Source organism: Yersinia similis, from assembly GCF_001053095.1.
Taxonomy (GTDB): Bacteria; Pseudomonadota; Gammaproteobacteria; order Enterobacterales; family Enterobacteriaceae; genus Yersinia; species Yersinia similis.
This window is the reverse complement of record NZ_CGBP01000005.1, coordinates 119,436-144,821: the sequence shown is the minus strand read 5'-3', so window position 1 is coordinate 144,821 and position 25,386 is coordinate 119,436. Positions and strand designations below refer to the sequence as shown.

Sequence of the window (25,386 nt, the reverse complement as noted above, 5' to 3'; positions counted from 1 at the left end):
TGTTGGCATTGCAGTCAGGCGGTAGAAAAGGGGCTTTCGATGAGCTGATGCCTGCCAGTGAGCGCCGCTCACATCGCTGCAACGGCAACTAATAGCGGTATAATTCTGATTAAGTTAGCGGAAAGTTTTATGGTTATTTTATTCCTCAATGGAGAATAAGGTCATTGTGATGAAATCAGGCCGTTTTATTGGAGTGATGTCAGGAACCAGCCTGGATGGTGTGGATGTTGTTCTGGCAGCCATTGATGAGCGTATGGTGGCGCAACAAGCCTCATATACCCATCCAATCCCACTACAACTGAAAAAAGACATTCTTGGTATGTGTCAGGGGCAATCCACGACCTTATCGGCAGTGGGGAAACTTGATGCCCAACTGGGTATTCTGTTTGCCGAAGCGGTGTTGGCTTTACTCGCCAAAGAAGGGTTGTCTGCGCAGGATATTACCGCCATTGGTTGCCATGGGCAGACTGTCTGGCATGAACCATTAGGCGAACCCGCCTTTACTATGCAACTCGGCGACAATAATCGTATTGCCGCGATGACCCAGATTGCCACTGTGGGTGATTTCCGCCGTCGTGATATGGCCTATGGCGGGCAAGGTGCCCCCTTGGTGCCGGCTTTCCATCATGCATTATTAGCGCATGCGACGGAAAAACGTATGGTTTTGAATATAGGTGGGATTGCTAATTTATCCGTCCTGCTACCTGATTCGCCTATCCGTGGCTTTGATACTGGTCCCGGTAATATGCTGATGGATGCATGGATCTGGCGCAACTGCTCATTGCCTTATGATAAAGATGCCCACTGGGCGTTGTCAGGGCATGTTAATCAGCCATTACTTGAGCAAATGTTCAACGATCCTTACTTTAGGTTACCTGCGCCGAAAAGTACCGGGCGTGAATACTTCAATGCCGCGTGGCTGGATAAGCAACTGGCTAAAATCCCAGGCTTGCCTGCTGAAGATATACAGGCAACATTAGCTGAGTTAACGGCGGTATCGATCACGGAACAGGTTAGGTTAGCGGGGGGATGTGATCGCTTACTGGTGTGTGGCGGGGGGGCTCGTAACCTATTAGTGATGGCGCGCATCTCCGCGTTACTGTCGGGAACGGAAGTATGTACTACGGATGACCTCGGTATCAGTGGTGACGATATGGAAGCACTGGCGTTTGCCTGGCTGGCGTTTCGCACGTTGTCTGGTAAACCGGGTAATTTGCCTTCTGTCACGGGGGCCAGCTGCGAGACCATTTTAGGAGCAGTCCATCCTGTATCAGCATGGTGACGGTGATAAGCTACCTTAGATCTTATGGTAGTTTACCTAATCACAAAGGACGATATGATGAAATATCTATTTGCAGCAACAGTGCCGTTGCTGTTGGCAGGATGCAGTTTGCTTCAATCGATGAATGGAACGCCGGTAAATGAAACGCTACATTATCAGTGTGGTACCACAAAACTGACGGTGACTCAGAACAATAAGCAAGATAACGTTAGTTTGATCATGGATGGCAAACAATTAACGCTACCACAAGTCCGTGCTGCATCAGGGGCCAAATACAGTGATGGTCATTATACTTTCTGGTCGAAAGGCGATAGCGCATTTATTGAGCGCGAGGAGAGAACCATCATTAATGATTGTGTTTTGATCAAGTAATCTCGTCGTCGTAGGCTCTGGATGATTGTGATTCTGTGGCTGCGAGGGCAGAATGATAGCCACAGCTTTCCTGCGCGTTACAGAGTTTATATGACTGAGAATAATGAGTTTGATGTTGCAGACTTGCGTCGTGAGTATATTCGGGGTGGTCTGCGCCGCAGTGATTTAACTGAAAACCCTTTAGAATTATTCGAGCGCTGGTTAAAACAGGCATGTGACGCTCGCTTGCCCGATCCGACCGCAATGTGTGTGGCAACCGTTGATGCCAATGGCCAGCCCTACCAGCGTATCGTGCTCCTGAAACATTATGATGAACAGGGCATGGTGTTTTACACCAATTTAGGTAGCCGCAAAGCGCAACAACTGGCTGAGAATCCGCATATTAGTCTACTATTTCCCTGGCATATGTTGGATCGGCAAGTGATTTTCCTCGGTAAGGTAGAACGCCTCTCCACATTGGAAGTACTGAAATATTTCCATTCCCGTCCGAAAGACAGCCAAATTGGTGCCTGGGTTTCTCAACAATCCTCACGTATTTCTGCCCGTGGTGTACTGGAAAGTAAATTCCTCGAACTGAAACAAAAATTTCAGCAGGGTGACGTACCCCTGCCTAGCTTTTGGGGCGGGTTTCGTGTCAAATTCGATTCCGTTGAGTTTTGGCAGGGAGGGGAACACCGCCTCCATGACCGTTTTATCTATCAACGGGAAGCCGATGCGTGGGAAATTGACCGTTTAGCCCCTTAGGACGATGAAATATTGTGGTTAAACGGTAACGGGCGCTTTATCCTATATGCCGATATGAAAACATATGCGCATTGAGAATACGCCCAGTAAATATACGTGCAGTGAATGCCCCGAGGGTAACGGCTATTTATTTCGTGCAGACTATTCTCTCGGTCATGATGCTTTGCGTGGTCATGATGCGTTATTTTGCTAATAGCGTGATATAAAACGTATATACTTTGAGCCGTTTAAGCGTTTAGTACGCCGCTTGTGTGGTGTTTCCGTTTAGCTAACACATACTTTGTAAAAGCCAATTTTTGTAAAAGACAATGGAGTCATTGATGACTAGCAGCAACCTGATTAAACAATTGCAAGAGCGGGGCCTCGTTGCCCAGGTTACGGATGAAGACGCGTTAGCAGAGAGACTGGCGCAAGGGCCAATTTCACTGTATTGCGGTTTCGATCCTACCGCAGACAGCTTGCATTTGGGTCATCTGGTTCCCTTGTTATGTCTGAAGCGTTTTCAGTTGGCGGGTCACCGCCCGGTGGCGTTGGTCGGGGGCGCTACCGGTATGATTGGCGACCCAAGCTTCAAAGCCAGTGAGCGTAAACTGAATACTGAAGATACGGTGAATGAGTGGGTAGAGAAAATCCGCCACCAGGTCTCCCCATTCCTGGATTTTGATTGCGGTGAAAACAGCGCTATTGCAGCCAATAACTATGATTGGTTTGGTGGCATGAATGTACTCACTTTCCTACGTGATATTGGTAAACATTTCTCCGTTAATCAGATGATTAATAAAGAAGCCGTTAAGCAGCGCTTGAACCGTGATGACAGCGGTATCTCGTTTACTGAGTTCTCATATAATTTATTGCAGGCGTATGATTTCGCTTGTTTAAACAAAAATCACGGTGTTGTACTGCAAATCGGTGGTTCTGACCAGTGGGGTAATATTACCTCTGGTATTGATCTGACCCGTCGTCTCCATCAACAGCAGGTTTATGGCCTGACGGTACCTTTGATCACCAAAGCCGATGGCACTAAATTTGGTAAAACCGAAGGGGGTGCAGTCTGGCTGGATCCAAAGAAAACCAGCCCTTACAAATTCTACCAATTCTGGATTAATACTGCCGATGCTGATGTGTATCGCTTCCTGAAATTCTTTACTTTCATTAGCTTGGAAGAGATCAATGCTCTGGAAGAGGAAGATAAAAACAGCGGGAAAGCACCACGCGCGCAATATGTTCTGGCGGAAAATGTCACGGGTATGGTGCATGGCCCAGAAGGCTTGGCGGCGGCGAAACGTATCACTGACAGCCTTTTCTCGGGTGATTTGCATGATATGACCGAAGCAGACTTTGCTCAGTTGGCACAAGATGGTATGCCTACGGTTGAGCTGAACCGTGATGCTGATTTACAACAAGCCTTGGTCAATGCTGAACTGGTTCCTTCCCGTGGTCAGGCGCGTACGATGATTGGTTCTAATGCCGTGGCCATCAATGGTGAGAAACAGGCTGATCCAGAATATGTCTTTACTGATGCGGATCGTCTGTTTGGCCGTTATACTTTGCTGCGCCGTGGCAAAAAACATTATTGCCTGATCAGCTGGCTGTAAGCGCAAAATAAGATAAGGGGCAGAAATGTCCCTTATTTTTTTGCTGAGACTTGATTCTTTTAAGTCAGTGATTCGTGTGAGTGACAAACTGCATACACCGTTGCAATTTTATGTAAGAAGGGTATACCAAACGCCCTTAACTTTAGGTCGTACCAATGAAAAATATACTTTCTATTCAGTCACACGTCGTTTTTGGCCACGCAGGGAATAGCGCTGCAGAATTTCCTATGCGTCGTATGGGGGTGAATGTCTGGCCGCTGAATACCGTTCAGTTTTCGAATCATACGCAATATGGTCACTGGACAGGTTGTGTCATGCCCGCCAGCCATTTGACTGACATTGTGCAGGGCATTGCCGAGATCGATCGACTGAAAGATTGTGATGCGGTTCTGAGTGGCTATATTGGGTCGCCAGAACAGGGCAGCCATATTTTGGCCGCTGTCGCCCAGGTTAAACAGGCCAATCCAGATGCTTGGTATTTTTGTGATCCGGTCATGGGACACCCCGAAAAAGGGTGTATTGTGGCACCTGGGGTGGCCGAGTTTTTCTGCAACGAAGCTCTGCCTGCCAGTGATATGATTGCGCCGAACCTGCTTGAACTTGAGCAACTCAGTGGTGAGCGAGTAGAGAATGTTGAACAAGCGGTACAGGTTGCCCGTTATCTCTGCGCTAGAGGGCCAAAAGTGGTGTTAGTCAAGCACCTGAGCCGTGCAGGTTACCATGCTGACTGCTTCGAAATGTTATTGGTTACCGCAGATGATGCTTGGCATATCAGCCGCCCATTGGTGGATTTTGGCAAACGTCAACCGGTTGGTGTCGGTGATCTAACCAGTGGTTTATTGCTGGTGAATTTGCTGAAAGGTGAGCCGTTAGATAAAGCACTGGAGCATGTAACCGCCGCAGTGTATGAAGTGATGCTAAAAACACAGGAAATGAGGGAGTATGAGCTACAGGTTGTCGCTGCCCAAGATGCTATTGTGACGCCTGTCAGCCAGTTTACAGCGGTTAGGTTGTAATCTGTCCATTTTAAATTGCCCCCTGGTGATTTGGGGGCAACTGATTGATTCTCATTATTTATTGCTTGATATCTTCGGCAGCTAAAGCTGCTTTTACCGCAGGGCGTTCAGCGACCCGCGCCATATATTGATCCAAATGGCTGCGTTCTGTGATGTGAATATTTAGCGCATTAGCCCAACGGCTAACGGTAAATAAGTAGGCATCTGCCACACTGAATTTTTTACCTGGCAGATAGTCATGCTTTGCTAATACGCTATCAACATAGCTGAATTGCTTATCCAGCCGCTCGCGGACAATCGTCTTATACTCATCCGGTGTATTTGGATTAAATAGTGGGCTAAAACCTTTATGTAATTCAGTCGCGATAAAATTCAGCCACTCAATGGCATGATAACGCGAGAGCGTCCCTGATGGGGCAATTAAGTGGCGGTCAGGGACTTTATCTGCCAAATATTGCACAATAGCCACCCCTTCCGTAAGCAGGCTGCCGTCATCTAGTACTAAGGCAGGCACTTGTCCTTTTGGGTTGATGCTTAAATAGTCCGCACCCGTCTCCGTCTTTTTTGTCACTAAATCAACACGTTCAATGCTGAAGTCTAATCCTGCTTCCCGTAACACAATATGGGGGGACAGAGAACAAGCCCCCGATTTATAGAACAGTTTCATCACAACCTCCTGAAAGAGTACTGAAAGGAAAAACCATTTTAATCCTAATGCAGGATAGAGAAAAATGCAGCCAGTGAAGTTATATAATTATGAGGGGACTATATAAGTCCTACAGCGGCGATGATTTCCCCCGCTGTAGTGTATTGATAGTGGTATTGATAGTGCTTTGATGGCAGTGATTATCTGCCAGAAACGAGCCTGTAACTTAAATTGTGTGATTACCGTGGTGGACGAGTGCTGATGGAAGCTGACCAGCTAAAAGTGGTGGTGCTTGGTGCTGTTTTTTTTGTTTTTCTCTCTACGCGGGTTAACTTGGCGATTTGTTCCCGAGCGTGCATGATCTTTTCGATAGCTTCATCTTTAACTTTATTTTGTTCTGAGTTTGTTAACGCGCGCCCTAAGTTAATTCTGGCTCTGTCTAGTTGCGTTTTGACGTCGCGTTGCTCACTTTCGGTCATCTCTTTTAATGTTAGCTTTTTCATTTTTTTCGCCTTGTTTGCATCAGTCCTACTCAGTGTACAGCCTTATCTTGTATGGGGATGTAAGATATTGCGATCCAAACGATATTAATGACAATAAAAGCCTGTTATAGGTCTCGATACTGATTTATAACTGCACGAACAGCACATTTACCGCTAGCAAGGACAGGACATTGTATTAAGTGCAACTGTATTAAGCGCATATCTCAAATTAATCGCGAGCCATAGCCCCACAGCAACACGGTCAACCCAAGAAGCAGTTCCAGTACCAATACCCCGATAGCCAGTGTTGAACTGGAAAAGATAAATCCTTCTTGTCGATCAATATCCAGAAATGTTGGGATCCCCAGATACATCAGATAGGCGGAATAACAAAGGGCGATAATCCCGGCTAATAAGCATAACCAAACAATAGGGTAAAGGGCGACAATCCCGCTAAGGAACATCGGCGTTGCAGCATAACCCGCGAACAGAGTACAACGTTGCCAACTGGGGCGGTTTGCATAACGGCGAGCCAGCCAATAAATAACCTGCCCCATAAGGGCGACCGCTGCCAGTATCAATATATAGAAAATAATTGCGGAGTAGAGCGCAGTAAGTGTGTCCAGCTTGATGGCCTGACCGTTGCCAAAACGCCAACCCACTTGAGTGGTACCAATAAATGCACAAATAACCGGAATGGCCGCAAGAAGCAGGACATGGTGAGTATATAGATGCGGAATACTCTCACCTTCACGTTTGATCTGTTGTAATTCCTGACGGGGATGCGTCAGAAGTCCCCAAACATGGTTGACCATAAAACACCTCCTTGCCCACTATCACCGCAAATAACTGACTGATTTTATTGCCTATATCATATTAGTACCGTTTCCTATGGAGTGGTACTGATATTAGTATAGTTTATTTTTTGAACAATATATCTTTTAAGGGATCTGTTTTTTGAGCAATCTGTTGCTGTGCTGTGCTGTGCTGTGCTGTGCTGTGCTGGCTGGGCGGAGCCAAATAGCGCTCCTGCAAGAGCGCCTTTAGCTAGCATATTGGCTATGCGGTTGTCACGGGTTTGACATCGTTGTGATCACTAGGGGCCAGTGTCATACGATACAGCTTCGGTGCGGTCAGCATCATCAGTACGGCGATGATGGCGGTCACAATACCAATGTGCATAAATACACGGCTATAAATCACCAGGGATGCATGTGCGTCAGTGATGGCATCGCTTGGGACCGCAGTCAATGCGGCCACTTTACCCGCGATCAATGCAGCGGCGGCAGTGGTCAGGAACCATGACCCCATGATGAAGCCCATTAAACGCTGCGGTACCAATTGAGCAACCATGGCCAGACCTAAGCCGGAGATCATCAACTCACCAATACTTTGCAGTGCATAACTTAAGATAAGCCAGTTAACAGACACAATACCGTGTTCGTTAGCAAAGCTTGCTCCCCATGGCAGCACCAAGAATGCAGCGGAGCAGAGCATCATACCAAAGGCAAACTTATGCGGCATTGGCAGGCGGTCGCCCATCTTATTATAGATAGCCGCCAGAATAGGGCTGGCAAGCATGATCCAGAAGGGATTCAGTGCCTGATATTGTTCTGGTTCAAAAGTAATGCCAAAGATTGAGTGTTCAACATTGTGGATAGCAAAGAAGTTCAGTGAGGTTGGCATTTGGCTATATAGCACAAAGAAAATTACCGCTTCCAGCATCAACAAGAAGGCTACAATCATTCTGCGGCGCGCAATGCCCTGTAGGAAGAGCGTTTCTTTGACAAAGATAAAGATAATCCCTAGTGAGACCAGCGCCAGCGCCCAGCGTGCAATAATCTGGTTGTGGAGTAACCAGCTGGAAAGGGCTATCAACGCGATAATACCCACTAAGACCATCAGTAATTTTTTAAATTGTAGAGGGAGAAAGTCTGGTTTTGAACCTTGATTTTTTACCCATTTACGGCAGAACCAGAAATTGACCAGTGTAATCAACATCCCCACAACGCTTAGGGAAAACGCAACGCTCCAGCCATATTTAGCCGCCAGCCATGGGGTTGCCAACATAGAAAAGAACGAACCGATATTGATGGACATATAGTACATGGTAAATGCACCGTCCAAACGCGGATCGTCCTTGCTGTAGCAGGTTGAAAGCAGAGATGAGGGGTTGGCTTTAAATAAGCCATTACCAACGGCAATGGTTGCCATGCCCAGATAAACCCAAAAAATCTCGTGGCCGGAGTAGGCTATCATGGAATAACCGACCGCTAGCGTGAGTGCACCTAGTACAATAACCCGCTTCGCCCCGAGGACTTTATCGCCTAACCAGCCGCCAATGGCGACAAAACCATAGACCAAGGCGCTGAATGAGGAGAACAAGGTGATTGAATCGGCTTCGCTCATCCCGAGCATTTTTACCAGATAGACAGCCATGATCCCTTGTAGGCCGTAGTAACCAAAGCGCTCCCAAAGTTCTATAGAGAAAATGAGGTAAAACGCTTTTGGTTGTTTGAAAGCATTCATACTGATGCTTTCTGGTTGGTTGTTGTTTGCAGTTGACACTGGGACCTCTAATTTTTCACTACCGGTCATAAATGACAGGAAAGACAAAAGTGAATGCGGGGATCGCATCCTTTTGTGTTGTTATAAGATGATTAGCGGCGGTTAATGTTCACTATCTTTGTCAATGAGACAAGGCTTTTGTTATATTCTGTTACATATATCTCTCGTGGTGCGATATCACTATGTTACAAATGTTATGCGGTATTAACGTTTATGTTTTGGCTATTTATCGATTTTTTATTTTGATTGAGATGGAAGCAATTTTAATTAGGTATATATTCTGCTTAAATCTATTTTTTTAGTTTATATCGTTAGTTACATGTAAATTAATGAATCAATATTGTGTTTATGGTGAGTTATGCATGACTATCCAAAGTTGCTTAAATATTAATCGGTGTCGGGGGGAGGCAGAATAGGCAAAATGTGTACCCACAAAAAATAGTTGTGTAAATCTTTTGCTTGTTCTCTTTGATCTGAGCGTTCCCTCAAACTGGTCGCTTCCACTTATTTGATGGTTTTCACCTACCAGACTGTTTTCACCTATCTGATCGCTTGCAGCTATCTAATAGCAACCGATGCACAACATTGATTGAAGGGGTGTGCCACCCCTGACCTGCTACTTTCCCAGAGTGTGTCGTAGACGGTTTGTCCAACCAGTAATGGCGATACTGAAAATAATTCGCATTATTTGAGTATCACTGACGCCAAGGGTCTGTAGACGTTTAAGATGCTGATGATTAAAGCGTTCCGGGGCACGAGTTAGCTCGGCGGTTACACCGATTAGCTGATGGGGTATTTGTTGATCGGGTAACAAGAATAACGCGTGATCAATCCCTTTTAATAGTTCAGTGACCAACAGAGGCTGCTCCGTCAGTTGCTGTAAATGTTGCCTGTGGCGGGCTTGGCAGTAGAGGCTTCCATTGATTCGTGCGCTGACCAATGCCACCAGTTCCAGCCAGTCGCTTTGCAACTGAGGTGAGTAGTGCTGGTGAGCGGTAATAGCATGATAAGCCAGCAAACTTTGCTGGTGATGACCCAACAGTTCAGTCAGTGTGCTGGCCGTTTTGTCAGGCTCTTTATCGGATTGATAGTCGTTTGCCGCTTGAGACGGTAGCCAACCCTGCCAATTAGGCATGACATCCGGTAATGGGCTAGGGGCGGCATCTTCCATGCGGGGGAAACCGGGGAGCATCACTGTAGGGTAACCAGCCAGTGCAGAGATGCCAGCGACCACTCGGGCTTGATATCCTACATATCCAATAATTTGCGATAAGATAATGATATCGCTGTCATTTAAACCCACGTCATGCAATTGCTCTAAAGCATGCCTATCGATCAACGTCGGTTGGCTGGCCAATTGGCGGGCATATTGCGTAATTTGCGTTAGCCGAATATTGCTTTCTCTTGAGGCGTTAGGGCTGGGGAGTGGGGCCAGACGGAGAGCATAGTGGCTGCATAATCGCTGGATCCCGGTAACCTGAGCGACTGTTAGCGCAGTACTTAACCGATCATACAGTGAGAAGCTATTGGTGTGGTTTATCTCGACAATGGTTGGGAACAGTACCTGATACATGGCGTCGGAGGCAGTAAGAATAGGCTGCTCATAGCCGAGGGTGTCTCGTAATGTATTAGAGATGTTTTTTGTCAAGCCAAGTAGAAAGATGCCCTGTTCAGTTATGATGCTCTGTTCAGTTATATTATTGCCTGTGCTCATGTTGCCACTCTCGCTGGGATCTCGTGGGCGAATATCAACAGGGTAGTTTTCATCATTCACTGTCGTGGAAACATTCTCTGGGCTGCCGCTACAATTCTCCAGACTGCCGCTACACTGAGTTTCATGATACCAATGGGCATTATTTCTCCCGCGAAATTGCACCATAATGATGACCTCCGTCAGGGAAGCGATTTGCTCGTATTAAGGATAAGTGCGGGGTAATAACAGGGAGTCCAGTAGCCTCGGGTGGCCCAGCTAGTGGACAGGGACTTGTCATGGAGTGAGAAGCAAGGGAGAGCATCATCGGTAAGATATCCTATCATTTGCTCAAATGAGCACAGTGGATATCATCATTGCCGATTAAGTTTGTGAGATAAAATAATGTTAAACCATAATCCATAACAAAAAGTAATAACATGTCGTTATATGCAGCATAAAATGCTATTAAATTGGTTGATTCTTTATCGAAAGATTCTTGGTGTCAAAATAAGAGAAATGCTATCAAAAGATAGTGGGTCAGACTGCTGACAAACCCCGATGATTCGATCTTGAACGGTGAGGATAGTTAGAAGAGTAAAGCGTCCGCGCCAGAGATGGTGCGGATCGAGTCCCCAGGGAAGCTATTTTTATGCAGGGAAGCCGGTGTTTTTACTTGCTGCCTGTTCTCTCCGTCGTGGACACTTTGTCAATAACCGTCGCACTCAGCAGGAGGGGGTGACGCTAAAAATTGCTGGCATCCCGACGCCAGGCATCCGCAGTCAATGCTTCACCAAAATGACTGGAGATTAAACGCTTAGTCAGGTCGTGCAGCGGTGCTGCCAAGACTTCCGCGGTACTCCCACGTTCTACAACTTCTCCTTCATGCATCACAATCACCTGGTCGCTGATGTGTTTCATCATCCCCAAGTGTTGAGTCACATAAATATAGGATATGCCGTGTTTTTCCTGCAACTCCAGCATCAGATTAATAATTTGCGAGCGCATGGACATATCTAATGCGGCGAGTGCTTCATCCGCGACAATCACTTTGGGTTGCAGAATTAATGCCCGTGCCAGTGCCACTCGCTGCTTCTGACCAGATGCTAACATGTGAGGATAGTAATTAGCGTGATCGGGTAATAACCCTACCTGACGCAGTGTTTGGTAGATCCGCTGTTCACGTGCCGGAGCATCGAGTTCAGTATTCAGTTTCAGCGGAGCATCCAGCAACTGACCAATGCGCTGACGGGGATTTAGTGAGGTGCTTGGGTCTTGAAAAATCATGCGAATACGTTGGCTACGGTAAGCATAGTCACCATAAGCTAGATGATGATCATCAATCAGCAATTCACCCGCGGTGGGTTCAATCATGCCCGACAACATTTTTGCCAACGTGGATTTGCCCGAACCATTTTCACCAATCACCGCCAGTGTTTGGCCTTCGCGTAAGGTAAAACTCACCGATTTTACCGCTTCAACATGTTGACGGCGAAACAGCCCGGTACGATAGCGGAAAGTTTTGCTTAGATTACGGACTTCGAGCAACGTCTCGACCATTATTGCTCCTCCAGATTTAAGGGGAAGTGACAGGCAAAGGCGTGGTTTTTCACCAGCCGCAAGCGCGGTGTTTCAATACAGGTTTTCTGAGCGTAAGGGCAACGAGGGCCAAGACGGCAACCGACCGGTAAATGTTCCAGCGATGGAATAGCACCCGGCAACGTATTCAGACGACTTTTATGGGGCAGGGATCGGCCAAAATCAGGCATTGCACGAATCAGTGCTTGGGTATAAGGGTGATGTGGGGTAGACAGCAAGTCTTCACAGACGGCACTTTCTACCGTCTGACCACAATAGAGTACGTTAACCCGGGTTGCCCATTTACTCATCATCTGTAAATCGTGACTGATCAACAAAATCGTGGTGTTGTTATTCTGATTTAACCGGGCCAACAGGCGAAAAATCTGCGCTTGTGTCGTGGGCTCCATCGCATTGGTGGGTTCATCGGCTATTAGCAACCGTGGCTGATTTGCCAGCGCGATAGCAATCATCACCTTTTGACACTCACCTTCGGTTAGCTCATAGGGGTAACTACGCATAATATCTTTATGGTCTTTAATGCCAACCCGATGCAATAACTCGATTGCCCGCCGTTTACGCCAATGAAAACGCTGCCACCAGCGGCCTTTATATGTCCAGCCAGGGATCGCTTGTATCAGTTGCAGGCCAATACTTTCTGATGGATCGAGGCAAGATTGCGGCTCCTGAAAAATCATAGAAATATTATGGCCGATCACCTTACGCCGCTGACGGGGAGTCAGTTGGAGTAAATCAATGTCGTTAAAGCGAAAGCGGTCAGCAGTAATGCGCCAGTTATCCTTGCTGACACCGCAGATAGCTTTGGCTATCAAACTTTTACCGGACCCAGACTCACCGACTAAGCCACGAACTTCCCCCTCGGTTAGGGTCATGCTGATGCGGTCAACGGCTTTTACTGGCCCTTCTGACGTCATAAATTCGATAGTAAGGTTGCGAATATCAAGTAATGGCATTATTCCACCCCCGCATTAATGGCACGGCGCATACCATCACCCAGCAGATTAACCAACAGTACACTAACCAAAATTGCGCCGCCTGGCAGCATCACGGTCCATGGTGCGACATAAACCAAATCCAGCGAATCACCGAGCATTGCTCCCCATTCGGGAGAGGGTAATTGTGCGCCGAGGTCAAGGAAACCTAATGCGGCAATATCCAGGATCGCCATTGATAACGCTCGGGTAAACTCAGTGACCAGGACTGAGGCGATATTCGGCAAGATGGCATAGGCCAGAATGTGCGGTGTTGATGCGCCGTCCAGACGGGCTGCAATCACATATTCTTTATCAAGCTCATCATGCACTGCGCTATAAATAGTCCGCACCATTCGTGGTAACAGAGCCAGCCAAACGGCAAACATCGCATGTTCCAAACTCGGCCCAACAAAGGCGACCACGATGATGGCTAACAGCAGTGAAGGTATTGAGAGCAGTGTATCCAACACATGATTAAGAATCGCTGACCGAAAACCACGGGTGATACCGGCAAACACACCGAGAACAATGGCACACAACGCCGCAGCTACTGTGACCACTAGCGCTGAACCATAAGTAGATGCAGTACCTGTCAGTAAGCGGCTCAAGACATCACGGCCGAGATCATCGGTCCCGAGGAAGAAGGAGACATTGCCATAACGTGACCACGAGGGTGGCAATAACTGATAGCCTAAAAACTGTTGATCGAGAGTATAAGGTGCAAGCATGCTCCCCAGGAGACAGAGCAATAACAAACCCAAGACGCCGTAGAAACCCACCATCGCCAGGCCATCAGAAGAGAAAAGACGCCAAGTATACAGCAGCGGACTGGGCATTTTCTTTTCGCGGTAGACATTATCGAAGGGCATACCATTCCTTATGCTTTAACGGGGTCATCATGGCACCCAGAATATCCGATAGCACATTAATAACGATCACTAACGAACCCACGACCATCACCCCCGCAGAGATTGCGGCATAGTCCTGTTGGCGGATCGCATTAATCAGCCAGCGCCCTAACCCCGGCCAATTAAAGACCACTTCGGTGATCATGGCCAGTGTCAGCATAGTGGAGAACTGTAACCCTAACTTCGGAATAATTGGCGGTAAGGCATTGTGTAAGACATGGCGGCGAATAATAGTGAGGCGTGATAGCCCACGGGTTGCAGCGGCTTTAATGTAGTTCTGCCCGATAACGTCGTCGGTGCTGGTACGCATTAAGCGGATGACCTCAGTTGTCGGTGCCACTGCCAGTGCGGTAATCGGTAAGATCATATGTTGAAGTGCACTGAGCATCATTTCGTTGCGGTAAGGTGAGGGCGATAGCCAGGCATCGACCAAGGCCAGCCCAGTCACTGGTTTTACTTGATAAAGCAGGTCAAAACGGCCAGAAACCGGTAACCACCCCAAATGCAGAGAAAAGAACAACATCAGTAACAGGGCCAGCCAAAATACGGGGATCGAGAAGCCGATTAATGCCACGGAACTGATGGCGATATCGGCCCATTTACCCCGCATTACCCCGGCAATAATTCCCAGTGGAATACCGATAAACAGCGCGAGGCCAAAGGCCAGTACACATAACTCCATGGTTGCGGGAAAGGCTTCTCGCAGTTGCTCGCTGATTGGTTGGCCATTAATACTGGAAACGCCAAAATCCCATTGCAACAAACTACTGAAATAGAAGTGGTAGGCATCCAGCAACCCGGCCCCATGTAATGGAGCATAGGGGGTGAAATAGCTCAGGCTAAAGCTGACTAATGACAACATAAACAGGGTTATCATAAGCAGTAATAATCGCCGTAATGTAAAAATAATCATGGCTTCTTGCCCTCATCACTTTCGCGGAATACACCGGCAAAAGAAGAGTTACCGAATGGGCTTAATACCAAGCCTTTAATGTCATAACGGTATGCCTGAAGCCGTAGGGACGATGCCAGTGGCAGTAACGGCAATTGTTGCTCCAGAATACGCTGAGCCTGCTGATAATATTCAATACGATCCGATAATTGCTGGGAGCGTAATGCCTTTTGCAGTAATTCATCAAAGGCCGGATCACACCAATGAGCATAGTTTGTTTGCGAACGAATTGCTGCGCAGCTCAATAAGGGCCGGAAGAAACTGTCGGGGTCATTACTGTCAGTAGACCAACCGGAAAGTGTCAGATCGTGGCTCATATCCATCAGGCGGGCCTCTTGGAAACGGCCTTCGACGGGAACAATTTTGACGGAAATCCCCACTTGTGCCAAATCCGCTTGGATCAATTCAGCGGTTTTCAATGGGCTAGGGTTATAAGATTGCGATGCGGTAGGGACCCATAAGTTGAGTTGCAGTTGGGTTATCCCCAAATCTTTGAGGATCTCTTTGGCTTTTTCCGGATTGTATTCGGTCACCTGAGCCTGATTATCATAAGCCCATGATGCTCTGGGTAAAATAGAGGCTGCCGTTTCAGCTGTGCCGTAATAGATTGATTGCATCAATCGCTGGTTATTAATTGACAAGGCAATCGCCTGACGAACCCGCTGATCACTCAACGGTGGTTTGCGGGTATTGAAGGCGAGGTAGGCGACGTTCATCCCTGGCCGCAGTGTCAGGCGTAGCCGTGGATCATCACGTAAAATAGATAATTGGCTGGCAGCGGGATAGGCCAACACATCACACTCTCCGGTCAACAGTTTTGATAAGCGGCCCGTTCCACCGACGCCCAGATCGATAACCACCTGTGGCATACGTGGCACACCTTTCCAATAATGGCTGTTGCGGAATAAGCGGATATATTGCCCAGAGCGATATTCATCCAATAAAAAAGGCCCGGTCCCTACGGGTTCACGGTCAATCTGTTCTTCCTTCCCTTTCTGGGTCAGAACATCGGCGTATTCTGAAGACAATACTGGGGCGTAATGGGTTGCTAAATGCCAAAGAAACGACGCATCAGGGGCTTTTAGCTTAAATTCAACGGTGTAATTATCCAGTTTTTTTACGCTTTTTACGGCGCTTGCAAACTGCAAACTATCAAAGTATGGGTATTCCCCACCATTAACCTTGTGGTACGGATGCTTTGAGTCAAATACCCGTTGAAAACTGAAGATCACATCATCGGCGTTCATCATCCGCGTTGGGGTAAACCAGTCAGTGGTCTGGAACGGCACATCTTTACGTAAATGAAAACGATAGGTTGCGCCGTTATCCAGAACTTGCCAGCTCTCTGCCAGTTCTGGGATTAACCGGTAGGTATAGGGGTCAACATCCAGTAGGCGGTCATAGAGTTGTGCGGCCAGGGTATCGACGGTTAAGCCGCTACTGGCCATTTGGGGGTTAAATGTGTTGAGTATCCCACTGACACAATAGACAAATCCGCGCTGACGGATATCCGGTAGCGGTTGTTCCGCCGCAGGAGTTGCAAGGCAAGTCAGCGACAACAGCAAAATCAGTAAACCACGCATAAACGCTTTCGCAGTGAGTAAGCAATACGCTTAGTGTACCGTAATCTGACGATCCCCCCAATCCATTGCATAAAACAACTGTTTCATCTGAGGGGATTGCCGCAATTTAGGCTGATAAACGGTAACGCATTGTTTAGTGTGTGGGGAAAAGGTTAGTGCGTGGGAAAAAGTTTATCGTGTGGGGGAATGCATGACGAAGCTAATGGCAACCTACCTGCGGGATATTGAGTCATCGAAGGCACCGCCTGATTATTCATCTATAAAAGGCGTGTTTCCCCCAATATAGGAGCTAATGACACCTTAGGTAGTACGGGAATGAGAAAAATTCTCAACAAAACCATTTACAATAGATATTGATAAGCATTATCATTTGATCGCGATTCAGAACAAAGCTGGCAGTCTTTGGTTTTGGTCAGAAAAGCACGACATTGCTTCCAGTATTTAAGCCAGCTCGGGTGCTGGCTTTTTTTTTACCCTTAGTCCTTGATGCTGCTGCGCTATTTGCATCAACGAGAGTTAGCGGCACTTACTCACCCGAATCACTGGCTTGCGTCAGTTCTTCACTCAAAATGGTGTGTTTTTTTAACAAGCCACGCAGCTGGTGATAGGTTAACCCCAATAAATTCGCCGCCTTACGCTGATTAAACCGCGCCTGCTTTAAAGCCCGAGTTAGCATCTGATGTTCGCTGGTGTGCAGCCAATGTTTCAAGTCTACGGGCAGAGTGGGTAATATAGCCCCCCCTTCGTTGGGCGTATCCACCCTCTCAATCTCAATAATCTTCTGGTCGGTAGCAAAAGGATTAATAATAATATTATTGAGTGGTTTACTGCTGTCGCTGTGGCGATAAACAGAGCGCTCTACTACATTTTTTAGCTCACGCACGTTCCCCGGCCAACGGTATTCGAGTAATTTTTTTTGCGCCGTAGCAGTAAAACCAGGAAAGAGGGAAAGCCCCAGCTCACGGCACATCAGGATGGCGAAATGCTCGGCTAATAACATGATATCTTGCTGCCGCTCACGCAGTGGGGGCAATTGCACGACATCAAAGGCGAGGCGGTCTAGCAGGTCGGCACGGAATTTTCCGGCAGCCGCCAATGCGGGCAGATTATCATTGGTGGCACACACTAAACGGACATCAACCTGTAATGGCTGGCTACCGCCAACACGCTCCAGGTGGCCGTACTCAATCACGCGTAATAATTTTTCCTGAACCAGCATAGGTGCTGTCGCTAATTCATCCAGAAATAAAGTGCCACCATCCGCGCGTTCAAAACGGCCAAGATGACGTTTTTGCGCGCCAGTAAAGGCCCCGGCTTCATGGCCGAATAACTCTGAATCGAGTAAGTTCTCATTGAGCGCGGCGCAGTTAAGGGAGATAAATGGCCCTTGCCAACGTTCTGATAAGTAGTGCAGGCGATGGGCAATCAATTCCTTACCGGTACCACGCTCTCCAATGACTAACACGGGTTTGTTCAATTTTGCCAGTCCCGAGACTTGCTCCAGCACTTCAATAAATGCATTTGCTTCGCCGAGCAGATTATCCAGTTGCTCATTCATGATGAAATTCGCCAATAGTTAGTTAAAATAATCACTTCATATTTTATATCATTTGAGTAAAAATTATTTTTTCTTTAATTTTCATGCTATTAATTATCATGAAAAGTTGGCACGACTCTTGATTAACTCTATGTGAAGCGTATTGAATGGCAGCATCATGAATAACGGATCTTGCCCATCAAGCTAACGGCGCAATCAGACGCCACTATTTCAGAGAACCAATAAGTCAAAGGGGACGTAAATTATGGGTATTTTTTCTCGCTTTGCCGATATCGTGAACGCGAACATCAACACATTACTGGATAAAGCTGAAGATCCACAGAAATTAGTGCGTCTTATGATTCAGGAAATGGAAGATACGCTGGTGGAGATCCGCTCGACATCAGCCCGTGCATTGGCAGAGAAAAAGCAACTGCTACGCCGTATTGACCACAGCGAAAGCCAGCAACAGGAGTGGCAGGAAAAAGCTGAGCTGGCACTGCGCAAAGATAAAGAAGACTTGGCGCGTGCTGCACTAATTGAAAAACAGAAGGTCATGACGTTAGTTGAGACGCTAAAACGTGAAGTGGCGACAGTGGAAGAAACCCTGAGCCGCATGAAGCATGAAATTACGGAGTTGGAAAATAAACTGACCGAGACCCGAGCCAGACAACAGGCATTGACACTGCGCCATCAGGCAGCATCGTCATCTCGTGATGTACGCCGCCAATTGGACAGCGGTAAGCTTGATGAAGCGATGGCGCGCTTTGAGCAGTTTGAACGCCGTATTGACCATATGGAAGCTGAAGCGGAAACCGTTGGAGTTGGCAAACAAAAGTCTTTGGACCAACAGTTTGCCGAGTTGAGAGCGGATGATGAAATCAGTAGCCAATTAGCGGCATTAAAAGCGAAACTGAAATCAGTTGAATAGTTAATTTCCCGTATTTATTAGCAAACAAGGTACTTAATGTCATTGAAGCATCGCTACAGCTTCAAATTCAAAGGGTATATACGGGACCGGCAGTGCCTCAGTAGGGCGCTGCCATGGCTATAATCGATGTACCCGCAGTCAAAAATAAATAAGGGGAATCAATGAGTATTCTGTTTCTTGCCATACCCTTAACCATTTTCGTGCTTTTTGTTGCACCCATTTGGTTATGGCTACATTACAACGGTCGTCAGCAAAATGGAGCTCAATTAAGTCATCAAGATATGCAGCGCCTATCATTGTTAACCGAGGATGCTCGCCGGATGCGTGAGCGTATTCAGACACTAGAAGAAATTCTGGATACAGAACACCCTAACTGGAGACAATCATAATGGCGAATGTGTTAGGCAGTAAAAAACTGTACCGGGTACCGGAAGAGGGCATGATTAAAGGGGTATGTGCCGGTCTGGCCCATTATTTTGATATTCCAGTACGGTTGGTTCGCGTGATAATGGTGTTATCACTGTTTTTTGGCCTATTCGTGTTCACTGTTGCGGCCTACGTCATACTGGCGTTTATGCTGGAGCCGGTATCCGCAGCCAGTGTGACTAACGATAATGACGTCACACCGCGCCAGCTACTGGATCAATTGCAACACGAGCTGGAACGGGGAGAACAACGGCTACGTCAGGTGGAGCGCTATGTGACCTCAGATACTTTTGGTGTACGAAGCCGGTTCCGTCAGTTGTAGTTTTGTCGAAAGTTCAACCGTTAGTCGGGCCTGCCATCATCTGATGTTGGGGTGCTCCCTGTTTAATCCCTGCCAGAGGGCAAAATGATGAACAATAACCCTGCCCATGCACGCGCAGGTGTAATATTTATGAAGCTGATTAAAATTATTTTTACTGCTGCATTAATGTACGGCCCGACGGGGGCTGCCAGCTTGATAATGAAAAGTGTGAGCTATAAACCGCTACGTTGGTTGTTGCTGATCATCCTGGAGCCAGTGCTAAAACGTGCGATGGCGGCAGTAGTGAGTCAATTTGCCAAGGAGAAGCATGAAACGACTGCAAAATGAGCTTACGTCATTGGTTAACCGCGGGATGGATCGCCATTTGCGTCTAGCGGTAACCGGCCTGAGCCGCAGTGGAAAAACCGCCTTTATCACTTCTTTAGTGAATCAATTACTGCATGTTCACAGTGGTGCACGTCTGCCGCTGTTTTCTGCGGTGCGTGACGAAAGGTTACTGGGTGTTAAGCGGGTTCCGCAGCGTGATCTGGGTATTCAACGTTTTACGTATGATGAAGGGCTGGCCTCTCTGTATGGTACGCCGCCAAACTGGCCAACGCCGACCCGTGGTGTCAGTGAAATCCGCCTGGCATTGCGTTTTCGCTCCAGTGATTCGCTGTTGCGTCATTTTAAAGAGACATCAACGCTGTATCTGGAGATTGTCGATTATCCAGGGGAGTGGTTACTGGATTTACCCATGTTGGAGCAGGACTATTTGAGTTGGTCCCGCCAGATGGAAGGGTTGTTGCAAGGGGATCGCGCTGAGTGGGCCAAGCCTTGGCTAGCGTTATGCCAACAATGTGATCCATTGGCCCCGGCCAATGAAAATCAACTGGCGGCTATCGCACAGGCGTATACCGACTATCTTATCCACTGTAAAAATGAAGGCCTGCATTTTATTCAACCGGGGCGTTTTGTGCTGCCTGGTGATATGGCGGGAGCCCCCGCATTACAGTTCTTTCCTTGGCTGGACGTCAATGGCATTGGGGAGTCACGTCTGGCCCAGGCTGATAAACACTCTAATCTGGGCATGTTGCGCGCCCGTTTTAACTATTATTGCAATACGATCGTTAAAGGTTTTTATAAAGAGCATTTTGTTCGTTTTGATCGGCAAATTGTACTGGTAGATTGCCTTCAGCCGCTTAATAGTGGGCCTCAGGCGTTTAATGATATGCGTTTGGCGTTGACACAATTAATGCAGAGTTTCCATTATGGGAAACGCACGTTATTTCGCCGCTTATTTTCTCCATGTATCGATAAGCTGATGTTTGCGGCAACCAAAGCAGACCATGTGACTGCCGACCAGCACGCTAATTTGGTCTCCTTATTACAACAACTGGTGCAGGAAGCCTGGCAGAATGCGGCTTTTGAAGGGATCAGTATGGATTGTGTCGGGTTGGCTTCGGTACAGGCTACCGAAAGTGGCATGGTTGATCACCAAGGGCAAAAAATACCGGCACTGCGGGGTCATCGCTTAAAAGATGGCGCACCATTAACGGTGTTTCCTGGTGATGTCCCGGCCCGTTTACCTGGTCCTGCATTCTGGCAACAGCAAGGTTTCCATTTTGACCAGTTTCGTCCGCAAGCGGTTCATATTGATAGCCCATTGCCTCATATCCGGTTAGATGCGGTGATGGAGTTTTTATTGGGAGATAAATTGCGATGAGCGAACCGTTAAAACCAAGGATTGATTTTGAGCAGCCTCTGCAATCGTTGGATGAGCCGGTATTAAAAGCGGCGCAGTCTTTTGATGAACAGGCGGCAGAGAAGTTTTACCCAGCCGCCCCAGAATTGGATGCAGAAGATGAAGAGGGGCGCGTAGAAGGGTTGGTGAATGCCGCATTGAAACCTAAGCGTAGCCTATGGCGTAAGATGGTCACTGCCGGGATGGTTATCTTGGGGGCCAGTGTGATTGCCCAGTCAGTGCAATGGGTCCATCAAGCCTGGCAGCAGCAAGATTGGATAGCTTTGGGCGCGACTACGGCAGGGGGGTTAATTGTTCTGGCGGGTGTCGGCTCGGTGGTAACGGAGTGGCGGCGTTTATACCATTTACGTCAACGGGCTGAAGAACGAGATATTGCTCGGGCGTTATTGGTTAGCCACGGTGTCGGCCAAGGGCGTGCTTTCTGTGAGAAGTTAGCCCGTCAGGCAGGACTGGACCAAGGGCACCCGGCATTGCAGCGCTGGCAGGCATCACTGCATGAAACGCATAACGATCGTGAAATGGTTGAATTATATGCCAAACTGGTTCAACCTGCGCTGGATAATCAGGCTCGGGCAGAAATCAGCCGCTATGCTGCTGAATCAGCGTTGATGATTGCAGTTAGCCCTCTCGCACTAGTGGATATGGCTTTTATTGCCTGGCGTAACATTCGCCTCATTAATCGTATCGCTGCACTGTATGGTATTGAGTTAGGGTATTTCAGCCGTATCCGTCTGTTCCGTCTGGTATTGCTGAATATTGCCTTTGCCGGAGCCTCTGAGTTGGTACGGGAGGTGGGCATGGATTGGCTATCACAAGATTTGGCTGCTCGTTTGTCGGCTCGTGCCGCCCAAGGGATTGGCGCTGGTTTATTGACCGCGCGCTTGGGGATCAAAGCCATGGAGCTATGCCGCCCGTTACCGTGGTTAGAAGGTGATAAACCCAAACTGGGAGATTTCCGTCGCCAGTTGATGAATCAACTGAAAAATACGTTACCGAAAAAAGATAAAACAGCGCATTAATAAAGGCTATTTTAACCGTGGGTCAAAGACAAAAGAGAGCGGTTTGACGCTGGCTAAACAAGCTGGAAAATCTTTGTGATGAGGATTGACCAGTAAGTTGTTTTCTGACGGCACCAAGGTGGATGGGACCAGTAACCCTACCGAGGATCCTGATTCTAGCCACTCGGTGCCGACATCCATAGTCGTCACCGGTGCCGGATCGCTACGCCAGTCCGTGGGCCAATCCTGCGGCTGTAGCAACATAATACTGCTGTCACTGATTTCAATTTGGAATAATTCAAACTCGCTGAGCGTTGAACTGTCCTGAATATGAGCCAGTGTTTCGAGCATGGCCAATGAAATACTACTGGCTAAATAGATGGCAGCGTGGCCTTTATGATTCCAACGACCACCATAGATCTCAGCGCCGTAACCGGTCCATGCTGACGCGAGATAGCGGCGCATAACAATGCGGTATAGCATCATAAGTTTCGTTCCATCGGGCGGTTTAAGCCGTTAAGTAAAGACGCCGTGTTCCAACCGACCGATCAAATCACACACTTCTAGTGCGCCAGTTTCGGTTTCCAGTAGGGAATCTGGGCTGCGATACCCCAATCCTTTGATGGGCGTGGACATCCAGGTAATGGCTTTACCTTTATCTCCGCCGAACAAATCGACAGCGGCATCCATTACGCGGACAAAACGTGCAATTCTCTCGCTTTCTTCTGGCGTAAAACGGCCATCATGTGTGCGGCGGCGAGTCAAGCTACGGCTGGGGATACCGGTGGCACGTAATATTTCAGCTTTAGGCATTGATGCCCACAAATGAATACTGTCGATAACATCAACAGAAAACCCCATTTTGATACTATCGACCAATATTGTGCCGCGGCTAGCAGGTAAGCCAATTTCACGCCAAAGCGTTCCCATTTTAGTCGCGGGGTTTGGGCGGTACGCTCTCATATAACCTCCTCGGTCACTTGGCTATGTTTACTATAGCCAAATGGCCGAGGTAATGCAAAGTGTCACCCAATCTTGACGGTAAAGTTGACACTCACTGACATGATATTATGCTGAATTATTAACTCTGTTTCTAACAACACGCTATTTATTAGTGATATAAACGTTAAAGATATTGCCTGATATCATTCAACAAGAGGAAAAAACAACAAAAAAGACGATTCCTGTCAACTTTTGCTGACAGACTGCTTCATCAGTAAGAGGGGACAGGGTATTATCATCGCCAGTGATTTCGCACCTGCCATATATAAGGTCAATACTGATGCGCTTGGAAGTTTTTTGCGAAGACCGAATCGGTCTCACCAGAGAGTTGCTTGATCTCTTGGTATTACGCGGCATTGATTTACGGGGGATCGAAATTGATCCTATCGGTCGCATTTACCTGAATTTTTCCAGTCTGGATTTCAGTATATTCAGTGCACTAATGGTGGAGATTCGGCGTATTGATGGAGTAACGGATGTCCGTACCGTTTCTTTTATGCCATCAGAGCGCGAACATCGTTCGTTGCGAGCGCTGCTGGAATCCATGCCAGAACCGGTATTCTCCATTGATTTAAAAGGTAATCTTGAGCTGTCGAACCCCGCTGCCCGTGCGCTATTCTCCCTCAGTGAAGAAAAGATTCGCCATAAAACGGCGGGTAGCCTGCTGGGTGGCTATAATTTTTCACGCTGGTTTGAAGGCGGCGATACGGCCCCGCACACTGAGAGGGTATTGATCAATAATCAGGATTACCTGATGGAGATTACACCGATTAATCTCGAAGACGAAAACCAGAAAAAACAAACCGTTGGCGCGGTTGTGATGTTGAAATCAACCGCACGTATGGGGCAGCAACTGCAAACTTTATCGGTCAATGATGACACCGAGTTTAGACAGATAGTGGCGACCAGTACGAAGATGCGCCAGGTTTTGGCTCAAGCCCGAAAATTAGCCATGCTTGATGCGCCATTATTGCTGGTAGGGGATACGGGTACCGGTAAAGATCTGCTGGCTCGTGCCTGTCACTTGCGTAGTCCACGGGGTAAAATGCCATTTCTTGGTCTGAATTGTGCTTCACTGCCTGATGAAGTGGTCGAGAGTGAATTATTCGGTTATGCGGTTGGAGCGTATCCAAACGCTATTGAAGGCAAAAAGGGGTTCTTTGAACAGGCTAATGGTGGTTCGGTCCTGTTAGATGAAATTGGTGAAATGTCACCCCGTATGCAAATCAAACTGTTGCGTTTCCTTAATGACGGAACATTCCGCCGTGTAGGCGAAGAACATGAAGTGCATGTTGATGTGCGTGTCATTTGCGCCACCCAAAAAAATCTGGTGGAGTTGGTGCAACGTGGGGAATTCCGTGAAGACTTATATTATCGGCTGAATGTCCTGACCATCACATTACCGCCATTGCGTGAGCGTCAGGCCGATATCATGCCACTGACCGAGTTGTTTGTAGCGCGATTCTCTGATGAGCAAGGTGTGCCGCGGCCAAAATTGTCACCAGAATTGGCCAGTTTCCTGACCCACTATGGCTGGCCGGGTAATGTGCGTCAGCTTAAAAATGCTATTTATCGCGCGCTCACTCAGTTGGAGGGGGCCGAGTTAAGGCCACAGGATATCATCCTGCCGGAATTTGAAATTGAAGCTACGTTGGGTGATGAAGTCCTTGATGGTTCACTTGATGATATCAGTAAGCGGTTCGAACGTTCTGTGCTGACTCTGCTTTATCGTAATTATCCCAGCACCCGTAAACTGGCTAAACGGCTAGGTGTTTCTCATACCGCGATCGCCAATAAATTACGGGAGTACGGTTTAAGCAGTAAACGGCCAGCCAGTGATGAAAATGAAGAAGAATAAGGCGTAAAACGACCAGTAATCAAACATAAAAAAGAGTAATAAAAAACGGCTGTACCCGAGTGGGGCAGCCGTTTTGAGTCACTATACAGTACTGATTACTATACAATACTGATTATTACCCAGCATTGATTACTGTATGGCATTGATTAATGCTGGG

The 25,386-nt window shown here is 47.6% G+C and carries 25 protein-coding genes; 12 read left to right on the top strand and 13 right to left on the bottom strand.

The window, feature by feature from the left end; all coding sequences use genetic code 11:
• Positions 1 to 169: 169 nt before the first annotated feature.
• From anmK to pdxY, 5 genes are all read left to right on the top strand, one after another.
• On the top strand, positions 170 to 1,282 hold the full coding sequence (gene anmK / locus AC971_RS06010) for an anhydro-N-acetylmuramic acid kinase (protein ID WP_025384013.1): 1,113 nt from the start codon (positions 170 to 172) through the stop codon (positions 1,280 to 1,282).
• A gap of 57 nt (positions 1,283 to 1,339) precedes the next feature.
• Positions 1,340 to 1,654 carry an MliC family protein gene (locus AC971_RS06005; protein ID WP_025384012.1) on the top strand — a complete coding sequence of 105 codons (315 nt, stop codon included), beginning with the start codon at positions 1,340 to 1,342 and terminating at the stop codon, positions 1,652 to 1,654.
• 90 nt (positions 1,655 to 1,744) lie between these two features.
• On the top strand, positions 1,745 to 2,398 hold the full coding sequence (gene pdxH / locus AC971_RS06000) for a pyridoxamine 5'-phosphate oxidase (RefSeq protein WP_025384011.1): 654 nt from the start codon (positions 1,745 to 1,747) through the stop codon (positions 2,396 to 2,398).
• A gap of 320 nt (positions 2,399 to 2,718) precedes the next feature.
• Positions 2,719 to 3,993, top strand: coding sequence for a tyrosine--tRNA ligase (gene tyrS / locus AC971_RS05995; RefSeq protein WP_025384010.1), 1,275 nt, complete (start codon positions 2,719 to 2,721; stop codon positions 3,991 to 3,993).
• A 155-nt stretch (positions 3,994 to 4,148) separates the two neighbouring features.
• A complete protein-coding gene (gene pdxY / locus AC971_RS05990) occupies positions 4,149 to 5,009 on the top strand; it encodes a pyridoxal kinase PdxY (protein WP_025384009.1) in 861 nt (286 codons plus the stop codon).
• 58 nt (positions 5,010 to 5,067) lie between these two features.
• Here pdxY and gstA read toward each other — a convergent pair whose 3' ends face one another.
• The 11 genes from gstA to pspF form a co-directional block, all read right to left on the bottom strand.
• Positions 5,068 to 5,676, bottom strand: a complete 609-nt coding sequence (gstA, locus tag AC971_RS05985) for a glutathione transferase GstA (protein WP_025384008.1) — start codon at positions 5,674 to 5,676, stop codon at positions 5,068 to 5,070.
• Positions 5,677 to 5,894: 218 nt separating this feature from the next.
• On the bottom strand, positions 5,895 to 6,158 hold the full coding sequence (locus AC971_RS05980; protein WP_002210964.1) for a YjbD family protein: 264 nt from the start codon (positions 6,156 to 6,158) through the stop codon (positions 5,895 to 5,897).
• Between the two features lie 203 nt (positions 6,159 to 6,361).
• Positions 6,362 to 6,952: a Yip1 family protein gene (locus AC971_RS05975; RefSeq protein WP_025384007.1), complete on the bottom strand. Its 591-nt coding sequence runs from the start codon at positions 6,950 to 6,952 to the stop codon at positions 6,362 to 6,364.
• Positions 6,953 to 7,196: 244 nt separating this feature from the next.
• Positions 7,197 to 8,705, bottom strand: coding sequence for a dipeptide/tripeptide permease DtpA (gene dtpA, locus AC971_RS05970; RefSeq protein ID WP_025384006.1), 1,509 nt, complete (start codon positions 8,703 to 8,705; stop codon positions 7,197 to 7,199).
• A gap of 616 nt (positions 8,706 to 9,321) precedes the next feature.
• Complete coding sequence (locus AC971_RS05965) at positions 9,322 to 10,584, bottom strand: CMD domain-containing protein (protein ID WP_025384005.1); 1,263 nt, start codon at positions 10,582 to 10,584, stop codon at positions 9,322 to 9,324.
• Between the two features lie 555 nt (positions 10,585 to 11,139).
• Entirely contained in the window at positions 11,140 to 11,955 is an 816-nt protein-coding gene (gene sapF, locus AC971_RS05960) for a putrescine export ABC transporter ATP-binding protein SapF (protein WP_025384004.1), read from the bottom strand.
• A complete protein-coding gene (sapD, locus tag AC971_RS05955) occupies positions 11,955 to 12,947 on the bottom strand; it encodes a putrescine export ABC transporter ATP-binding protein SapD (RefSeq protein ID WP_025384003.1) in 993 nt (330 codons plus the stop codon). Before sapD ends, sapF begins: the two co-directional genes overlap by 1 nt.
• Positions 12,947 to 13,837, bottom strand: coding sequence for a putrescine export ABC transporter permease SapC (gene sapC / locus AC971_RS05950; RefSeq protein WP_025384002.1), 891 nt, complete (start codon positions 13,835 to 13,837; stop codon positions 12,947 to 12,949). The genes sapD and sapC overlap by 1 nt, the downstream gene beginning before the upstream one ends.
• Entirely contained in the window at positions 13,824 to 14,789 is a 966-nt protein-coding gene (sapB, locus tag AC971_RS05945) for a putrescine export ABC transporter permease SapB (RefSeq protein WP_025384001.1), read from the bottom strand. Before sapB ends, sapC begins: the two co-directional genes overlap by 14 nt.
• Complete coding sequence (sapA, locus tag AC971_RS05940; RefSeq protein ID WP_025384000.1) at positions 14,786 to 16,411, bottom strand: ABC transporter substrate-binding protein SapA; 1,626 nt, start codon at positions 16,409 to 16,411, stop codon at positions 14,786 to 14,788. The genes sapB and sapA overlap by 4 nt, the downstream gene beginning before the upstream one ends.
• A 526-nt stretch (positions 16,412 to 16,937) precedes the next feature.
• Positions 16,938 to 17,969: a phage shock protein operon transcriptional activator gene (pspF, locus tag AC971_RS05935; RefSeq protein ID WP_025383999.1), complete on the bottom strand. Its 1,032-nt coding sequence runs from the start codon at positions 17,967 to 17,969 to the stop codon at positions 16,938 to 16,940.
• A gap of 244 nt (positions 17,970 to 18,213) precedes the next feature.
• On the opposite strand from pspF, the gene pspA reads away from it, so the two are divergent.
• From pspA to AC971_RS05905, 6 genes are all read left to right on the top strand, one after another.
• The gene (gene pspA, locus AC971_RS05930) at positions 18,214 to 18,879 is read left to right on the top strand and encodes a phage shock protein PspA (protein WP_025383998.1); all 666 of its coding nucleotides are present in this window, start codon (positions 18,214 to 18,216) and stop codon (positions 18,877 to 18,879) included.
• 161 nt (positions 18,880 to 19,040) lie between these two features.
• A complete protein-coding gene (gene pspB / locus AC971_RS05925) occupies positions 19,041 to 19,268 on the top strand; it encodes an envelope stress response membrane protein PspB (protein WP_025383997.1) in 228 nt (75 codons plus the stop codon).
• On the top strand, positions 19,268 to 19,627 hold the full coding sequence (gene pspC, locus AC971_RS05920) for an envelope stress response membrane protein PspC (RefSeq protein WP_025383996.1): 360 nt from the start codon (positions 19,268 to 19,270) through the stop codon (positions 19,625 to 19,627). The genes pspB and pspC overlap by 1 nt, the downstream gene beginning before the upstream one ends.
• Positions 19,628 to 19,711: 84 nt before the next feature.
• Positions 19,712 to 19,954 (top strand): phage shock protein PspD, encoded by a 243-nt coding sequence (pspD, locus tag AC971_RS05915; protein WP_025383995.1) that lies wholly within the window; start codon positions 19,712 to 19,714, stop codon positions 19,952 to 19,954.
• Positions 19,935 to 21,332, top strand: coding sequence for a YcjX family GTP-binding protein (locus AC971_RS05910; protein WP_025383994.1), 1,398 nt, complete (start codon positions 19,935 to 19,937; stop codon positions 21,330 to 21,332). The genes pspD and AC971_RS05910 overlap by 20 nt, the downstream gene beginning before the upstream one ends.
• Positions 21,329 to 22,390 (top strand): YcjF family protein, encoded by a 1,062-nt coding sequence (locus AC971_RS05905; RefSeq protein WP_025383993.1) that lies wholly within the window; start codon positions 21,329 to 21,331, stop codon positions 22,388 to 22,390. Before AC971_RS05910 ends, AC971_RS05905 begins: the two co-directional genes overlap by 4 nt.
• A 6-nt stretch (positions 22,391 to 22,396) precedes the next feature.
• On the opposite strand, the gene AC971_RS05900 is transcribed toward AC971_RS05905, so the two are convergent.
• Together AC971_RS05900 and AC971_RS05895 are read right to left on the bottom strand one after the other, a co-directional pair.
• A complete protein-coding gene (locus tag AC971_RS05900) occupies positions 22,397 to 22,855 on the bottom strand; it encodes an RES family NAD+ phosphorylase (protein WP_025383992.1) in 459 nt (152 codons plus the stop codon).
• Between the two features lie 30 nt (positions 22,856 to 22,885).
• Complete coding sequence (locus AC971_RS05895; RefSeq protein WP_002210982.1) at positions 22,886 to 23,332, bottom strand: DUF2384 domain-containing protein; 447 nt, start codon at positions 23,330 to 23,332, stop codon at positions 22,886 to 22,888.
• A gap of 319 nt (positions 23,333 to 23,651) precedes the next feature.
• On the opposite strand from AC971_RS05895, the gene tyrR reads away from it, so the two are divergent.
• Positions 23,652 to 25,229 carry a transcriptional regulator TyrR gene (gene tyrR, locus AC971_RS05890; RefSeq protein WP_025383991.1) on the top strand — a complete coding sequence of 526 codons (1,578 nt, stop codon included), beginning with the start codon at positions 23,652 to 23,654 and terminating at the stop codon, positions 25,227 to 25,229.
• The last annotated feature ends 157 nt before the right edge of the window (positions 25,230 to 25,386 follow it).

Excerpts from the sequence above, each read along its gene's own strand:
- pspB (WP_025383997.1), top strand. The coding sequence starts at position 19,041 with ATGAGTATTCTGTTTCTTGCCATACCCTTAACCATTTTCGTGCTTTTT.
- tyrS (WP_025384010.1), top strand. The coding sequence starts at position 2,719 with ATGACTAGCAGCAACCTGATTAAACAATTGCAAGAGCGGGGCCTCGTT.
- AC971_RS05895 (WP_002210982.1), bottom strand. The coding sequence starts at position 23,332 with ATGAGAGCGTACCGCCCAAACCCCGCGACTAAAATGGGAACGCTTTGG.
- AC971_RS05965 (WP_025384005.1), bottom strand. The coding sequence starts at position 10,584 with ATGGTGCAATTTCGCGGGAGAAATAATGCCCATTGGTATCATGAAACT.
- AC971_RS05910 (WP_025383994.1), top strand. The coding sequence starts at position 19,935 with ATGAAACGACTGCAAAATGAGCTTACGTCATTGGTTAACCGCGGGATG.
- pspA (WP_025383998.1), top strand. The coding sequence starts at position 18,214 with ATGGGTATTTTTTCTCGCTTTGCCGATATCGTGAACGCGAACATCAAC.
- sapB (WP_025384001.1), bottom strand. The coding sequence starts at position 14,789 with ATGATTATTTTTACATTACGGCGATTATTACTGCTTATGATAACCCTG.
- AC971_RS05975 (WP_025384007.1), bottom strand. The coding sequence starts at position 6,952 with ATGGTCAACCATGTTTGGGGACTTCTGACGCATCCCCGTCAGGAATTA.
- tyrR (WP_025383991.1), top strand. The coding sequence starts at position 23,652 with ATGCGCTTGGAAGTTTTTTGCGAAGACCGAATCGGTCTCACCAGAGAG.
- sapA (WP_025384000.1), bottom strand. The coding sequence starts at position 16,411 with ATGCGTGGTTTACTGATTTTGCTGTTGTCGCTGACTTGCCTTGCAACT.
- sapF (WP_025384004.1), bottom strand. The coding sequence starts at position 11,955 with ATGGTCGAGACGTTGCTCGAAGTCCGTAATCTAAGCAAAACTTTCCGC.
- pspF (WP_025383999.1), bottom strand. The coding sequence starts at position 17,969 with ATGAATGAGCAACTGGATAATCTGCTCGGCGAAGCAAATGCATTTATT.
- pspC (WP_025383996.1), top strand. The coding sequence starts at position 19,268 with ATGGCGAATGTGTTAGGCAGTAAAAAACTGTACCGGGTACCGGAAGAG.
- anmK (WP_025384013.1), top strand. The coding sequence starts at position 170 with ATGAAATCAGGCCGTTTTATTGGAGTGATGTCAGGAACCAGCCTGGAT.
- pdxY (WP_025384009.1), top strand. The coding sequence starts at position 4,149 with ATGAAAAATATACTTTCTATTCAGTCACACGTCGTTTTTGGCCACGCA.
- sapD (WP_025384003.1), bottom strand. The coding sequence starts at position 12,947 with ATGCCATTACTTGATATTCGCAACCTTACTATCGAATTTATGACGTCA.
- AC971_RS05900 (WP_025383992.1), bottom strand. The coding sequence starts at position 22,855 with ATGATGCTATACCGCATTGTTATGCGCCGCTATCTCGCGTCAGCATGG.
- pspD (WP_025383995.1), top strand. The coding sequence starts at position 19,712 with ATGATGAACAATAACCCTGCCCATGCACGCGCAGGTGTAATATTTATG.
- AC971_RS05980 (WP_002210964.1), bottom strand. The coding sequence starts at position 6,158 with ATGAAAAAGCTAACATTAAAAGAGATGACCGAAAGTGAGCAACGCGAC.
- pdxH (WP_025384011.1), top strand. The coding sequence starts at position 1,745 with ATGACTGAGAATAATGAGTTTGATGTTGCAGACTTGCGTCGTGAGTAT.
- sapC (WP_025384002.1), bottom strand. The coding sequence starts at position 13,837 with ATGCCCTTCGATAATGTCTACCGCGAAAAGAAAATGCCCAGTCCGCTG.
- gstA (WP_025384008.1), bottom strand. The coding sequence starts at position 5,676 with ATGAAACTGTTCTATAAATCGGGGGCTTGTTCTCTGTCCCCCCATATT.
- AC971_RS05905 (WP_025383993.1), top strand. The coding sequence starts at position 21,329 with ATGAGCGAACCGTTAAAACCAAGGATTGATTTTGAGCAGCCTCTGCAA.
- AC971_RS06005 (WP_025384012.1), top strand. The coding sequence starts at position 1,340 with ATGAAATATCTATTTGCAGCAACAGTGCCGTTGCTGTTGGCAGGATGC.